The organism is Streptomyces sp. NBC_00237 (assembly GCF_026342435.1).
Lineage (GTDB): Bacteria > Actinomycetota > Actinomycetes > Streptomycetales > Streptomycetaceae > Streptomyces.
The window spans coordinates 21,988-36,712 of record NZ_JAPEMT010000001.1; the positions used below are offsets into that span (position 1 = coordinate 21,988).

The window sequence follows — 14,725 nt, forward strand, 5'->3', positions numbered from 1 at the left end:
AGAAAGACCGGCGTACGGCCCTGCCGGCCCGTCTCGAAAGCCTCGCGGGCACCGGCGGTGCCGGTGCCACCGGTCACCACGCACTGATGTTCCCCACCCAAGTCGCCGGTGCAGAAGAAAAGGGCCCGCTCGGGAAGAGCGGGCCCTTTTCAGGGGGTTACTGCGCGTTCAGGCCGACTCAGCCGTTGCGCTTCCAGCGCGGCTTCTCGTCGCGGCGGCCGAAGGAGCCGGTGCCGGTGCCGGTGGAGCTGCTGCCACGGTGGTCGCCGCCACGGAAGCCGCCGCCGGAGGACGGACGGTCGCCGCCACGGAAGCCGCCCGAGGGGCGCTCGTCACGACGGTCGCGGTTGAACGGACGGTCGCTGCCGCCGGAGCGGAAGCCGCCACCGGTCGACGGGCGGTCACCACGGTCGTCGCGGCGGAAGCCGCCACCGGTGGGACGGTCGTCGCGACGGAAGCCGCCACGGTCGCCACCCCGGTCGTCACGACGGTCGTTTCCCCGGTAGCCGGTGGCCGCCGGGCGGTCGCTGCCGCTGCGCTCGCCGCCGCGGAAACCACCGGACGGACGGTCGTCGCGACGGAAGCCGCCACGGTCGCCACCCCGGTCGTCACGACGGTCGCCGCCACGGAAGCCACCACCGGTGGGACGGTCGCCACGGTCGTCGCGACGGAAGCCGCCGGACGCGGGGCGGTCACCACGGTCGTTGCCACGGAAGCCACCGGACGGACGGTCGTCGCGACGGAAGCCGCCACGGTCGCCACCCCGGTCGTCACGACGGTCGCCGCCACGGTCGTTGCCACGGAACCCGCCGCGGTCGCCGCCACGGTCGTTGTTGCCCCGGTAGCCACCACGGTCGTTGTCACGACGCTCGAAGTTGCCACGGTCGTCGCGGCGCTGACGCGCCTCCTCCGCCGCCTTCGCGGCAGCGGCGGCCTCGGCCTGAGCCTCTTCCTGGGCCTCGGCCTCAGCGGCGGCGGCGGCCTCGGCGACAGCGGTCTCCGGGTCCTCGCCACGCTCACGGGCGGCACGGGCGACCAGACGGTCGGCCTCCTCGCGCAGCTCGGTCGCCCGGCGCTGCACGCGCTCCAGCTCCTTGGTGAGCTCCTTGGCCTCGCGCTCCGCCTGCTTGGCGGAGTTCGTGGCGGAGTCCGCCTGGACCTCGGTCAGCGAACGGGCGCCGGTGATCTCGGCGACCTCCGGGTCGAACGCGCCCGAACCGCCGACGATGTGGCGCGAGGCGTCGACGCCCGCGTCCTCCATCAGCCGGAAGATCTGGCGGCGCTGGTGCGGCAGCGAGAGCGAGACGACGACGCCGGACTTGCCCGCGCGGGCCGTACGGCCGGAACGGTGCAGGTAGTCCTTGTGGTCACCGGCCGGGTCCACGTTCAGGACCAGGTCGATGCCGTCGACGTGGATGCCGCGCGCGGCGACGTCGGTGGCGACCAGGGCGTTGACGTAGCCCTTCTTGAAGTCCTCCAGGACGCGCGTACGGGCGCCCTGGGTCATGCCGCCGTGCAGGGCGTCGGCCTTGACGCCCGAGTCCTGGAGCTGCTCGGCGATACGGTCGGCGCCCAGCTGCGTACGGACGAAGATGATCGTGCGGCCCTTGCGGGCGGCGATGGCGGCCGTGACCGGCGCCTTGTCCTTCGGCTTCACGACGAGGACGTGGTGCGTCATGGTCGAGACGTTGCCCTGCGCGCTGTCGACCTCGTGCGTGACGGGGTTGGACAGGTAGCGCTTGACCAGCGTGCCGATCTCGTTCTCCATGGTGGCGGAGAAGAGCATGCGCTGGCCGCCGCCGGGGATCTGGTCGAGCAGCTCGGTGACCTCGGGCAGGAAGCCCAGGTCCGACATCTGGTCGGCCTCGTCGAGAACGGCGATCTGCACGTTCTCCAGCGAGCAGGCGCCTCGGTTGATGATGTCGCGCAGACGGCCCGGGGTGGCGACGAGGACGTCGACGCCGCGCTCCAGGGCGTAGATCTGGTTGCCCATCGACGTACCGCCGCAGACGACCTTCATCTTCAGGCCGAGCACGTCGCCGTACGGCTGGAGGGCGTCCGCGACCTGCATCGCGAGCTCACGCGTCGGAGTCAGGATGATCGCGCGGGGCTTCTTCTTCTCGGTGCTGCCGCCGGCCAGCTGGGCCAGGGTCGGCAGACCGAAGGAGAGGGTCTTGCCGGAGCCGGTACGGCCACGGCCGAGGATGTCCTTGCCGGCCAGGGCGTCCGGGATGGTCGCGGCCTGGATCGGGAAGGGCGCGGTGACGCCGTTCTGGGCGAGCTTGCGGACGATGCCCTCGGGCAGGCCCAGGTCGGCGAAGGAGATGCCGGGCTCGGCGTCGTCCTCGTCGGCGGACGCGTCGTCCTCGACCTGGTCGGCCTCGGCGGCGGGGGCCTCGTCGGCCTCGATGACGGCCTCGGCCTCAGCGGCCTCGACGATCTCGGTGGCGGCCTCGACGACCTCGGCGGCCTCGATGGTGTCCACCGAGGGGACCTCGACGGTCTCCACGACCGCGTCGGTCACGGCGTCCTCGACGGACTGGACCGCCGTCTCGACCGTCTCGGTGGTGGGGGTGTCGACCGTCTCGACAGCCTCGGTGACGACGATCGCGTCGTCAGCGGGCATGGCGGTGCGGTCAGAACTGGAAACAGACATGCGGATGCGAAACCTCTCGGAGTCTCGGCACGCGCCCAAACTCCGTGAATCGCAAGTGAAACCGCCTCTATGCGGTCAGCCACGGCAAGGGAGAGTACGCGCCACACGGCGCTCTTCTGTGTCGGCGCCGGGCAATGGGATCAAACGATCTATAACCATACGCACCCTCCCCCACACCTGGCAAATCGACTCCGCTACACGGCTGCGACCTGCGGTTTTTCGGCGCTCGACCTCACGGCACCCGACCTCACGGCGCTCGGCTTCACGGCACCCGGCTTCACGCCAGTCGGCGAACTCGTCCTGCGGTACTCCACCGGCGACGGCGAGTCGACCGCCCGGTTCTCCGCCGCGGGGGTCTCCGAAGGCGTCGGCTGCGGCGGGGGCTCGGTGGGCGTCGGCGTGGGCTCCGGAGGCCGGGTCGGCTCGGGCCGGGTCGGCGTCGGCTCCTCGGCGGGCCGGGTCGCGGACGGCGTCGGCGCCCCCGGGGACGGCGTGGCACGGCCGCCAGGGGCCCCCGGGGAGGGTGTGACGCCGGGCGGGGGTCCGGCCTGCGCGGACGGCGTGGCCGCCGGCCCCGGCGACGCGCTGGGACCGCCCGGCGCGCCGTCGTCCGCCGCCTCGCCCGCCGCCCCCTCGCCCCGTACGACGGGCTTGCCGTCGCTGCGCCCCTGCCCCTCGCCGCCGACTGCGGCGCCCCCGTCGGGCCCGGCCTGCTCCTGCTTGGCGGCGGGGCGCGCGGGCAGCTTTTCCCCCTCGTCGTCACCCACGCTCATGCAGCCCGCGGAGGCCGCCACCGCGAGCATCGCGGCAGCGAGCCGGACGTGGCGAACGAGTCGGACAGGGACGGGCGACTGGCGCACGGGCGCACCTCCGGGGAGACGGCCCCGGGATGCGCCCGCACGGGTCGGCGGCACTCCCACAGCCGTTGGGGTCGGGCGAGTTGGGGTCTGCCCTCTCAACTCCCATTGCCCCGCCGGGGACACGCGCGGGCCCGCTCGGGCACGCTCTGACCCGCTCGGGCACGCTTTGCCCCGCTCTGACCCGCTCGGGCACGCGACCGCCACGGTGCCGCCCCACGCGTGCCGTCCCACCACCACAGCTCGTACGGGCCCCCGCGCGCCCCGCCTCAGCCGCCCAACGCCCGGCCGAGTGCCGCCCCCAGGGTGACCCCGCCCAGCGCGACCAGCACGGAGACCGCCGCGTTCGCCCCGGCGACGAGGCGCTGCCCGGTCTCGGCCAGCCGCAACGTCTCGTAGCTGAACGTCGAATACGTCGTGAGGGCCCCGCACAGCCCCGTACCGACCAGCAGCTGTACGGAACCGGACGCCGCGCCGACCGCCACCGCCCCGGTCACCGCGCCCAGCAGCACGCTCCCGACGGCGTTCACGGCGAGCGTCCCCCAGGGGAAGCCGGAGGTGTGCCGTGCCTGCACCGCACGGTCCGTCAGGTAGCGCAGGGGCGCGCCGAAAGCGCCGCCGACGGCCACGAGCAACCAGTTCACGCGGCACGCTCCCGCACGGCCCGCTGCTCCGCCCCGCGCACGGCCCTGCGCGTCACGACGGCCGCCGCCCACACCGCGCCCAGCGCCCCGGCGAGCGTCCCGAACAGGTAGCCGAGCGTGGTGAGCGGCTCGCCCCGCTCCAGCAGACCGCTCACGTCCATCGCGTACGTGGAGAACGACGTGAAGCCCCCCAGCACGCCCACCCCGAGGAACGGGCGCACCAGCCGATGCGCGCTCCGCCCGTCCTCGGCGACCAGCACCATCAGGACGCCGATGAGCCCGGACCCGACGACGTTGATGCCGAACACCGCCCAGGGGAAGCCCCCGGCGGACGCGGGCCAGGCCAGCAGGGCCGCGTAGCGCGCGGTCGCGCCGAGGGCACCTCCGGCGGAGATCGCTGCGAGCACGGGCCAGGCACCCCTGTCGCCCTTGTCGCCCTTGTCGCCCCTGTCCGTCACCCGTACCCCAGGGCGTGCAGCCGCTCGTCGTCGATGCCGAAGTGGTGGGCGATCTCATGCACCACGGTGATTTCGGTCTCGGCGACGACGTCGTCGCGGTCCTCGCACATCCGCAGGGTGGGGCCCCGGTAGATGGTGATCCGGTCGGGCAGCACGCCCGCGTACCACTCCCCGCGGTCGGTCAGGGGCGTCCCCTCGTACAGCCCCAGCAGGTCCGGATCGTCCGGGGCGGGCTCGTCCTCGACGAACACCGCGACGTTGTCCATCAACCGCGTCAATTCCGGCGGTATCCGGTCCAGCGCCTCGGCGACCAGCTCTTCGAACTCCTCACGCGTCATCTCCAGCACTCCCCCATTCTGCGTCCCCCGCGCCCGCGACGACCTGCCCACTGCTCCACCTCACCCACCCCGCCCCTCGGGCTCCACTTCCGCCCAACCCCCTCGACTGCGGGACCACCCACCCCCTTGAACTCCACCCCGCCTCACCCCCTCAGCCTCCACCCAACCCCCTCGGCCTCCGATTCCGCCTCGCCCCCCCTTGGGCGCCGGGGCCAGCCCCCTCCGCTTCCGCCTCGCCTCCTTGGGCGGCGGGGCCGCCCCCCGGGGGCGGAACGGGCGGGCAAGGGGGCGGCCCCCCTCGCTCCGGGCCCACCCCGGAGCCGCCCGCCCTTACCTCGCCCCATAGGTGCGCCGCACCCCGGTGCGCCTGCGGCGGGCCGCCCCAGACCCACCCCTTCACCTAAACTCGCGAGGCTTGGGGGTTCAGACGTGCGGGCGCGTCGTGGCTGGGCGCGCAGTTCCCCGCGCCCCTAAGGCTCAGCGGAGCCGGGAGCGCACGCGCGGCCGAGCCGCACAGTGACACAGCCCCGCGCCCCTCAAGGGGGCGCCCCGCATACCCCCGCACCCCCACGGGCATACGCCCCCAATGCCCCGAGCCCGGCTCCGACTCCGCCCCGCCCCCACCACCCCCACCGGCTCCCTCCACCCCGCCCCCCACCCCTGGTCCCGCCCCCTCGGGCTCCTCGTCGTGGTCCTCCTCGGTACCTGGCTCGGGCTGCTCGCCGTCGGCGACGTCCGCACCCCCGTCGGCCCCGTCGACACCACCATGACCCTGCGCCCCTCCCTCACCGGCGGCACCAAGATCAACGTGGCCCCCCTCGGTGCCCTGGAGCTCGACTCGCACACCGCCCCCATCCGCCTCGACGTCGACATCGACCGCCTCGACCCGGAACGGTCCGCCGCCCTCGTCAACCACCCGGAGCGGATATCCGGCCTCCAGGAGGAGATCACCAGGGACGTCGAGGCCGGGACCCTCGACCTCGCCCTGCGCTCCTCCGTCGCCGTCCTAGCGGGCGCCACCGCCCTCGGCCTCGCCGTCTACCGCCGCCCCCGCCGCGCCCTGGCCGCAGGCGGGCTCGCCCTCGCGCTCCTCACCGCGTCCGGCATCACCTCGTACGCCACCTGGAACCCGAAGTCCGTCCTGGAGCCGAAGTTCTCCGGACTGCTCTCCTCGGCCCCCTCCGTCGTCGGCGACGCGCGCAGCATCGTCACCGAGTTCGACGTCTACCAGAAGGAACTCGCCCGCCTGGTCACCAATGTGACGAAGCTGTACGACGCCGCCTCCACCCTCCCCGCCTACCAGCCCTCCCCCTCCACCTACCGCGTCCTGCACGTCTCGGACATCCACCTCAACCCGGCGTCCTGGCGCATCATCAGCTCGCTCGTCGAGCAGTACGACATCGACGCGATCGTCGACTCGGGCGACACCATGGACCACGGGAGCAGCGCCGAGAACGTCTTCCTCGACCCGATCCCGGACCTGGGCGCGCCCTACCTCTGGGTGCGCGGCAACCACGACTCCGCCGCCACCCAGGCGTACATGTCCCGCCTCAAGAACGTCCACGTCCTCGACGACGGCCGCGCCGTCACCGTCGCGGGCGGCCTGCGGGTGGCGGGGACCGGCGACCCCCAGTTCACCCCGGACCGCTCCGTCAAGCCCCAGGGCGACGCCGACGAACGCCTCGCGGGCGGACGGCTCGCCGCCTCCCTCCGCGCCCAGAAGGCCGCCCGCACCCCCGTCGACATCGCCGTCGCCCACAACCCGGTCGCCGCCTCCCAGACCGACGGCGAGGTCCCGCTCGCCCTGGCGGGCCACACCCATTCGCGGAAGACGGAGGTCCTCCCCCGGGGCACCCGGCTGATGGTGGAGGGGTCGACGGGCGGCGGCGGCCTGCGCGCCGTCGAGGGCGAGGGGGAGCCGGAGAAGATCCGCGCCTCGCTGCTCTACCTGGACCGCGACACCCGCCGACTGCAAGCCTGGGACGAGATCACGCTGGGCGGCCTGGGCCTGACCACGGCCGAGGTCAGCCGCCATCTGCCGGAGTCCAACAGGCCCGGAGCCAAGCCCGCCCCACCCGCCTCCCCGGCCCCTCCGCGACCGTCGCCGTAAACCGTTTTGGCGATACCCCTCGGCATCCCATATGCTTCTGACGTCCCCGACGCGCTGCGAAGCACGAAGGCGGGCCAATTAGCCCTCATCGTCTAGTGGCCCAGGACGCCGCCCTTTCAAGGCGGTAGCACGGGTTCGAATCCCGTTGGGGGTACGCATTAACCTGTGTGAGACGTGCGTCAGCGCGTTTCGCACAAGCTTGGTCCTGTGGAGCAGCTTGGAGTGCTCGCCACCCTGTCAAGGTGGAGGCCGCGGGTTCAAATCCCGTCAGGACCGCTTGCGATTCCGGTCGCAGTGGCTGGGTAGCTCAGTTGGTACGAGCGATCGCCTGAAAAGCGATAGGTCGCCGGTTCGATCCCGGCCCCAGCCACCATCTTCCGAAGGCCCCGATCCCCACCAGGATCGGGGCCTTCGGCGTTCCCGTGTCCGTGTCCGTATTCGTGACCGTGACCGTATCCGTGCCCGTGCGGTTGCCCGCGGTCCCTCCCCCGACTCCCCCGACGGCCGAAGCCGCGGAGGAAGGGGGCGTGCGGGAATCAGCGGCAGTCGCTGTTCCGGCCGCGTGCGGCACGTACTGCCAGGACCGCTCCCACCAGCGCCACCACACCCACCAGCAGCGCCCAGTCCGGGACCGCGTCGCCCAGGCGGGACGCCCACTGTTCGACGGCGAAGGAGTCGTCGACGTCGAGGAGGCCGGGGAGGGCCGTCGCTCCGTCGAAGACGAGGAAGAGGACTCCCAGGGCGATGAAGAAGAGGCCGGAGAGGAGGGAGGTGGTGTGGAGGGAGAAGCGGCCGAGGGAGAAGGTCCGGCCGCGGAGCCAGCGGCGGCGGCCCAGGTCGAAGCGTTCCCAGAGGAGCGCCAGGACGAAGAGCGGGACGGCCATGCCGAGGGCGTAGACGGCGAGGAGCAGGCCGCCGTAGACGGGGCTGCCGCTGACGGCGGCGACCGTGAGGACGCTGCCGAGGATGGGGCCCGCGCAGAATCCCGCGAGGCCGTAGACCGCGCCGAGCGCGTAGACGGAGAAGCCGGTGGTGGGGCGGATGCGGCCGGACAGCTCGGCCATCTTCTTCGAGGCGAAGCCCATGCCGAGGATCTGCGCGACGCCGAGCGCGATGATCAGCCAGCCCGCGAGGGTGACCAGCAGGTCCCGGTTTCCGTAGAAGAACCGTCCGGCGTACGAGCCTGCCGCCCCCAGCGGTACGAGCGTGGTGGCCAGGCCCGCGTAGAAGAGGGCGGTGCGGGCGACGAGGCGGGAGGTGGAGTCGATCGAGTACGCGAAGAAGGCGGGCAGGAGCAGGGCGCTGCACGGGCTGACGAGGGCGAGGAGGCCGCCGAGGAAGGCGGCGAAGTAGCCGATGTCGGGGCTCACGGTTACTTGTCCCCGCCCTGGTTCTTCGCTCCGGTGCCCCCGGCGGGCCGGGACTTGGCGGTCTTCGCGGCCTTCTCGATGGCGTCGACGAACACGTCGTCCGGCATGGCCCCGGCGATCGGGCGGCCGTTGATCAGGAAGGCCGGGGTGGCGTTGATGTTCAGCGAGTAGCCCTCCGTCTGGTCCTTCTGGACGGATGCCTTGGCCGCCTCCCCGTTCGCGTCGGCGGTGAACTTCGCGAGGTCGGGGACTCCGGCCTCCTTCGCCAGTTCCGCCAGCCGGTCGGCGGCGAAGCCCTTCTCCTTGGCCCCCTTGGCGTAGGCGGCGCTGTGGAACTGCCAGAAGCGGCCCTGCTGTCCGGCGGCCCAGGAGGCGCGGGCGACGGCTGCGGACTCCTCGCCGAAGATCGGGAAGTTGCGCCACTCGATGCGCAGGGTGCCGTTGTCGACGTACTTCTTGACGAGTTCGGGCTCGGTGTCGCGGGCGAACTTTCCGCAGAAGCCGCACTTGAAGTCGGCGTACTCGACCATCACGACGGGCGCGTCGGGGCGGCCCTGGGCCAGCTTGTCCCCTGCCTCGCGGCGGGCCAGCTTCTCCAGCTCCGGGTAGACCCCGGACTGCGGGTCGGTCTCGACCTCGGCGGCGGGGCCCTTCGCCGTCTCCTTGGCCTCCGTCGGCCGGATCGTGGTGTCGGCGGGCTTGGTCGCGGAGTACGAGGCGAGGCCGAGGGCGGCGGCTGCGAGGGCGACGCCTGCGCCGATGAGGACGTTGCGCTTCTTGTTGTTGTTACTGCTGCTGTTGCTGCTGTTGTTGCTGGGCATGCGGGTGCTGGTCTCCTGACGGGAAAAGGGCGGGGCTCGGGGCCGGAAACGGGCAGGGGTGTGCCCGTCACGCTCCCTAGACGCGCAGGAGTACGGAGAGGTCGACCGGGGTCGGCGGGCCCGTCGGGGGCGGCGCGCGGCCGGCCGTCCGGCACACCACGAGCCGGTCCAGCCCCCAGCCGCCGACCGCGCCGCGTGCCTCGAAGAGGGCGGGCATCAGCTCGTACGAGGTGAGGGAGCGGGGTGGGGCGGCGGGGCGCCCGGTGCCGTCGGAGGGGGCCTGCTCGCAGCCCGGGGTGTCGTCGGGGGTGACGAAGACCGTCACGGCCACCTGCGGCTCCGCTGCCTTCGGCGCGGCGGCGGCCGGGCCGCAGAGGAGGCCGAGAGCCGTCGCGAGCACACCGAGCACGGCGGCGAACCGGCTCCAGGGGGTGGGCGCGACGAACACGGGTGCCTCTCGGAAACGGGTACGGACTGCCCCCGAGGGTACGTGGCCACGGACTCCCCGCGCGGCGGAGCCGCACCCGCCCCTCGGGAAAGCCCCTCCGACCGCCCCGGAAATGAGTTCGCCATGAACAGACGCCAAGTGAGATCCTGGCACCGGTATGTCTACTTCCCTCGCCGACCTCCAGGCCACCCTCGCCCAGAGCTCGCTCCGTGACGCACACCGCCTCGGCCGCCGCCTCGAAGGCGCCCGTCGTATCCGTAAACCGGAGGCCCGGCAGGCCGTCCTGGACGAGATCGCCGTCGAGGCGGAGAAGTCCGCCCGCAAGGTGGCCGCCCGGGCCGGACGCGTGCCCCCGATCACGTATCCCGAAGCCCTCCCCGTCAGCCAGAAGAAGGACGAGATCGCCGACGCGATACGCGACCACCAGGTCGTGATCGTCGCGGGCGAGACCGGCTCCGGCAAGACGACCCAGATCCCGAAGATCTGCATGGAGCTGGGGCGCGGGGTGAAGGGGATGATCGGGCACACCCAGCCCCGCCGCATCGCCGCCCGCACCGTGGCGGAACGCATCGCGGACGAGCTGAAGACCCCGCTGGGCGAGGCCGTCGGCTGGAAGGTCCGGTTCACCGATCAGGTGAACCAGGAATCCACCTTCGTGAAGCTCATGACGGACGGCATCCTGCTCGCCGAGATCCAGACGGACCGCGAGCTGCGCGCGTACGACACGATCATCATCGACGAGGCCCACGAGCGAAGCCTGAACATCGACTTCCTGCTCGGGTACCTCGCGCAGCTGCTGCCCAGGCGGCCCGACCTCAAGGTCGTCATCACCTCTGCGACCATCGACCCCCAGCGCTTCTCCCGCCACTTCGGCGACGCGCCGATCGTCGAGGTCAGCGGGCGGACGTACCCGGTGGAGGTCCGCTACCGTCCCCTCCTCGAAGAGGAGGGGGACGACTCCGACCGGGACCAGATCACCGCGATCGCGGACGCCGTCGACGAACTCCAGGCCGAGGGGCCCGGCGACATCCTCGTCTTCCTCTCGGGGGAGCGGGAGATCCGTGACACCGCCGACGCGCTGAACAAGCGGAAGCTGCACCTCACCGAGGTGCTCCCGCTCTACGCGCGCCTCAGCCACGCCGAGCAGAACCGGGTCTTCCAGCGGCACACCGGACGGCGGATCGTGCTCGCGACGAACGTCGCGGAGACGTCGCTGACCGTCCCCGGCATCAAGTACGTCATCGACCCCGGCACCGCCCGCATCTCCCGCTACAGCCACCGGACCAAGGTGCAGCGGCTCCCGATCGAGCGGATCAGCCAGGCCAGTGCCAACCAGCGCAAGGGGCGCTGCGGGCGTACGTCGGACGGCATCTGCATCCGGCTCTACTCCGAGGACGACTTCGTCACCCGGCCGGAGTTCACGGACGCGGAGATCCTGCGCACCAACCTCGCCTCCGTCATCCTCCAGATGACCGCCGCCGGGCTCGGCGAGATCGAGAAGTTCCCGTTCATCGACCCGCCGGACCACCGCAACATCCGCGACGGCGTGCAGCTGTTGCAGGAGCTCGGGGCGCTCGACCCGGACGAGAAGGACCCGAAGAAGCGGCTGACGCAGCAGGGGCGCAAGCTCTCGCAACTGCCCGTCGACCCCCGGCTCGCCCGCATGGTCCTGGAGGCCGACAAGAACGGGTGCGTGCGGGAGGTCATGGTCATCGCCTCCGCGCTGTCGATCCAGGATCCGCGCGAGCGGCCCGTGGAGAAGCAGCAGCAGGCGGACCAGAACCACGCCCGGTTCAAGGACGAGACGAGCGACTTCCTCTCGTACCTGAACCTGTGGCGGTACGTCCGCGAGCAGCAGAAGGAGCGGGGGTCCTCCTCGTTCCGGCGCATGTGCAAGCAGGAGTACCTGAACTTCCTGAGGATCAGGGAGTGGCAGGACATCTACGCCCAGTTGCGGTCCGTGGCGAAGCAGATGGGGATCCATCCGAACGAGGAGGACGCGCCGGAGGTCTCGGTGCACACCTCGCTCCTCGCCGGGCTGCTCTCGCACATCGGGCTCAAGGACACGGAGAAGAACGAGTACCTGGGTGCGCGAAGCGCCAAGTTCGCGATCTTCCCCGGCTCCGCGCTCTTCAAGAAGCAGCCCCGGTTCGTGATGTCGGCCGAGCTGGTGGAGACGTCCCGGCTGTGGGCGCGCGTCAACGCCAAGGTCGAGCCGGAGTGGATCGAGCCGCTCGCCCAGCACCTGCTCAAGCGCACGTACAGCGAGCCGCACTGGGAGAAGGACCAGGCGGCCGTCATGGCGTACGAGAGGGTCACGCTGTACGGCGTGCCGATCGTCGCGCAGCGGAAGGTGAACTACGGGCGGATCGACGCGGAGGTCTCCCGGGACCTCTTCATCCGCAACGCGCTCGTCGAGGGCGACTGGCGCACGCACCACAAGTTCTTCGCCGACAACCGCCGGCTCCTCACCGAGGTCGAGGAGTTGGAGCACCGGGCGCGGCGTCGCGACATCCTCGTCGACGACGAGACGCTGTTCGACTTCTACGACCAGCGGATCCCCGAACACGTGGTGTCCGGCGCGCACTTCGACTCGTGGTGGAAGCACAAGAAGCGCGAGGAGCCCGAACTCCTCGACTTCGAGCGCGAGATGCTCATCAACGAGAAGGCCGCCGGGGTCACGAAGGACGACTATCCGGATTCGTGGCGGCAGGGGCAGCTGAAGTTCCGCGTCACCTACCAGTTCGAGCCGGGCGCGGACGCGGACGGTGTGACCGTCCACATTCCGCTCCAGGTGCTCAACCAGGTCACCGACGAGGGCTTCGACTGGCAGATCCCCGGGCTGCGGGAGGAGGTCGTGACGGAACTGATCCGGTCGCTGCCGAAGGCGATCCGCCGTCACTACGTGCCTGCCCCGAACTACGCGCAGAAGTTCCTGGACCGGGCGGTTCCGTTGCAGGAGCCGGTCCACTTCACGCTCGCCCGGGAGCTCCAGAAGATGGTGGGGGTGCCGGTCTCCGCCGCCGACTTCGACCTCTCGCGCATCCCCGACCACCTGCGGATCACGTTCCGGATCGTCGACGAGCGGCGCAAGAAGCTCGCCGAGGACAAGGATCTGGAGGCGCTGCGACTGAAGCTGCGGCCCAAGGCGCGCCAGGCGCTCTCCCAGGCGGCGGCCGCCACGGCGGAGCGTTCCGGCGGCGAGACCATCGAGCGCACCGGCCTCACCGACTGGACGATCGGGACGCTGACGAAGGTCTTCGAGACCAAGCGCGCCGGGCAGCCGGTCAAGGCGTATCCGGCGCTGGTCGACGCGGGCACGAGCGTCTCCGTACGGCTCTTCGACAGCGAGGCCGAGCAGCGGCAGGCGATGTGGGCGGGGACGCGGCGGCTGATCCTGCTCAACATCCCGGTGAACCCGGCGAAGTTCGCCTCCGACAAGCTCACCAACCAGCAGAAGCTGGCGCTGTCGAGCAATCCGCACGGGTCCATCCAGGCTTTGTTCGACGACTGCGCGATGGCCGCCACGGACAAGCTGATCGCCGACCACGGCGGCCCGGCCTGGGACCAGGAGTCCTTCCGCACGCTGTACGACAAGGTGCGCGCCGACCTCGTCGACGCGACCGTACGCACCGTGGGCCAGGTCCAGCAGGTGCTGGCCGCCTGGCAGGCGTGCGAGCGGCGGCTGAAGTCGACCAGCAGCCCGGTGCTGCTGGCCAACCTCGCGGACGTACGCAATCAGGTCGACGCCCTGATGCCCGCCGGGTTCGTGACCAGGACCGGGCTGAAGCGGCTGCCGCACCTCATGCGGTACCTGGTGGCCGCCGACCGCCGTCTCCAGCAGATGCCGACCGGGGCCCAGCGCGACACCGCGCGCATGGAGAAGGTCCACGAGATGCAGGACGAGTACGCCTGGCTGCTGGAGCAACTGCCGCAGGGCAGGCCGGTGCCGCAGGAGGTGCGGGAGATCCGCTGGATGATCGAGGAGCTGCGGGTCAGCTACTTCGCGCACGCCCTGGGCACCGCGTACCCGGTCTCCGACAAGCGGATCGTGAAGGCGATCGACGCGGCGGCACCGTAGCGGGAGCGGTCAGGCCGAACGGGTTCGACTGCACCCTCTGACCTGCTGTACAGTCTGACTCGCAGCAACACGCAGACACCTGCGGAGCGGCTGCGAAGCAAGGTCCTGTGGAGCAGCTTGGAGTGCTCGCCACCCTGTCAAGGTGGAGGCCGCGGGTTCAAATCCCGTCAGGACCGCAGTAAGTGAAAGGCCCGATCCTCTGGATCGGGCCTTTTGCGTGTCTTGACGGCGGCATCTGCCAGCGGTACTCCGGAGTCAAAGGGTTCATCGGCCCCGGGACCCCGGGCGGGTGGAGGTGGCGCGTGGCTGCGTCCAAGGAGAAGCACGAGACGCGGGCGCTGCTGCGCGCCCACCTGGCCGCCGCCACGAGATATCGGCACCGCACCGGGAACTGCCCCATCTGCCTGCGGCTGCTGCGACTGGCCATCGCGGAGCAGATCGTCGAGCAGTTCGACGAGGAGGCGGAAGAGGAGGCGGGGGAGAAGAAGAAGGAGAAGGCTCGGGACGAAAGTCCCCCGATCCCGTGACCATCGCCTCGCGATCCGGCATCCGTTCCGGTGGCAAGCTCAGTTGTGAGAAGCGTGATGACATGTGACGGGTGTCACGCGAAGGGTTTGTGGAACGGGTGCGCTTATCCCCTCCCTACAACGTGCCAATTTAATATGTGCAATTGCACCAACCCTCAGGAGCCCTTCCGGCCTCCTCCGCGGACCACCTCCGAGCCCTCCCCAGGTCACGGCCGCGACGAGGCCGCCGGACCTCCGGAGCGAGGCACGCCGCCACAGCGCGGACGGAGCCCCCGGACCGCCGGTAACCCGCCCCGTCGGCCACAGGGGGCACACAGGCCCCCGAGGGGCCGCCTGACGCCCCTGCGAGCACCGATCGCGAGGGGCCCCGGGCCGCAGCCGCGCACGACGCCGGGGACACGGGCCGCACACGACG

Annotated in this window: 11 protein-coding genes and 4 tRNA genes; 7 read left to right on the top strand and 8 right to left on the bottom strand. The window is 71.5% G+C overall.

Annotated elements, in window-relative coordinates; all coding sequences use genetic code 11:
• Window positions 1-178: 178 nt before the first annotated feature.
• From OG897_RS00085 to OG897_RS00105, 5 genes are all read right to left on the bottom strand, one after another.
• The gene (locus OG897_RS00085; protein ID WP_266651605.1) at window positions 179-2,656 is read right to left on the bottom strand and encodes a DEAD/DEAH box helicase; all 2,478 of its coding nucleotides are present in this window, start codon (window positions 2,654-2,656) and stop codon (window positions 179-181) included.
• 194 nt (window positions 2,657-2,850) lie between these two features.
• The gene (locus OG897_RS00090; RefSeq protein ID WP_266651607.1) at window positions 2,851-3,516 is read right to left on the bottom strand and encodes a hypothetical protein; all 666 of its coding nucleotides are present in this window, start codon (window positions 3,514-3,516) and stop codon (window positions 2,851-2,853) included.
• Window positions 3,517-3,782: 266 nt separating this feature from the next.
• Window positions 3,783-4,157: a fluoride efflux transporter CrcB gene (gene crcB / locus OG897_RS00095; RefSeq protein ID WP_266651609.1), complete on the bottom strand. Its 375-nt coding sequence runs from the start codon at window positions 4,155-4,157 to the stop codon at window positions 3,783-3,785.
• Window positions 4,154-4,615, bottom strand: coding sequence for a CrcB family protein (locus OG897_RS00100; RefSeq protein ID WP_266651611.1), 462 nt, complete (start codon window positions 4,613-4,615; stop codon window positions 4,154-4,156). The genes crcB and OG897_RS00100 overlap by 4 nt, the downstream gene beginning before the upstream one ends.
• A complete protein-coding gene (locus tag OG897_RS00105; protein ID WP_266651613.1) occupies window positions 4,612-4,962 on the bottom strand; it encodes a metallopeptidase family protein in 351 nt (116 codons plus the stop codon). Before OG897_RS00105 ends, OG897_RS00100 begins: the two co-directional genes overlap by 4 nt.
• Before the next feature lie 577 nt (window positions 4,963-5,539).
• Between OG897_RS00105 and OG897_RS00110 the strand changes: the two genes are divergently transcribed.
• From OG897_RS00110 to OG897_RS00125, 4 genes are all read left to right on the top strand, one after another.
• Entirely contained in the window at window positions 5,540-7,063 is a 1,524-nt protein-coding gene (locus tag OG897_RS00110; RefSeq protein ID WP_266651615.1) for a metallophosphoesterase, read from the top strand.
• Window positions 7,064-7,144: 81 nt separating this feature from the next.
• A tRNA-Glu gene (locus OG897_RS00115) sits at window positions 7,145-7,217 on the top strand.
• Between the two features lie 47 nt (window positions 7,218-7,264).
• Window positions 7,265-7,339 (top strand) — tRNA-Asp (locus OG897_RS00120).
• A 20-nt stretch (window positions 7,340-7,359) separates the two neighbouring features.
• Window positions 7,360-7,436 (top strand) — tRNA-Phe (locus OG897_RS00125).
• A gap of 163 nt (window positions 7,437-7,599) precedes the next feature.
• Here OG897_RS00125 and OG897_RS00130 read toward each other — a convergent pair.
• From OG897_RS00130 to OG897_RS00140, 3 genes are all read right to left on the bottom strand, one after another.
• A complete protein-coding gene (locus OG897_RS00130; RefSeq protein ID WP_266651617.1) occupies window positions 7,600-8,433 on the bottom strand; it encodes a cytochrome c biogenesis CcdA family protein in 834 nt (277 codons plus the stop codon).
• A gap of 2 nt (window positions 8,434-8,435) precedes the next feature.
• On the bottom strand, window positions 8,436-9,254 hold the full coding sequence (locus tag OG897_RS00135) for a DsbA family protein (protein ID WP_266651619.1): 819 nt from the start codon (window positions 9,252-9,254) through the stop codon (window positions 8,436-8,438).
• A 76-nt stretch (window positions 9,255-9,330) separates the two neighbouring features.
• Window positions 9,331-9,702 (bottom strand): hypothetical protein, encoded by a 372-nt coding sequence (locus OG897_RS00140; protein WP_266651621.1) that lies wholly within the window; start codon window positions 9,700-9,702, stop codon window positions 9,331-9,333.
• A gap of 157 nt (window positions 9,703-9,859) precedes the next feature.
• On the opposite strand from OG897_RS00140, the gene hrpA reads away from it, so the two are divergent.
• The 3 genes from hrpA (at window position 9,860) to OG897_RS00155 (ending at window position 14,310) form a co-directional block, all read left to right on the top strand.
• Window positions 9,860-13,783 carry an ATP-dependent RNA helicase HrpA gene (hrpA, locus tag OG897_RS00145; protein ID WP_266651623.1) on the top strand — a complete coding sequence of 1,308 codons (3,924 nt, stop codon included), beginning with the start codon at window positions 9,860-9,862 and terminating at the stop codon, window positions 13,781-13,783.
• Window positions 13,784-13,884: 101 nt separating this feature from the next.
• Window positions 13,885-13,959, top strand: a tRNA-Asp gene (locus OG897_RS00150).
• Window positions 13,960-14,085: 126 nt separating this feature from the next.
• Window positions 14,086-14,310 carry a DUF6274 family protein gene (locus tag OG897_RS00155; protein WP_266651625.1) on the top strand — a complete coding sequence of 75 codons (225 nt, stop codon included), beginning with the start codon at window positions 14,086-14,088 and terminating at the stop codon, window positions 14,308-14,310.
• The last annotated feature ends 415 nt before the right edge of the window (window positions 14,311-14,725 follow it).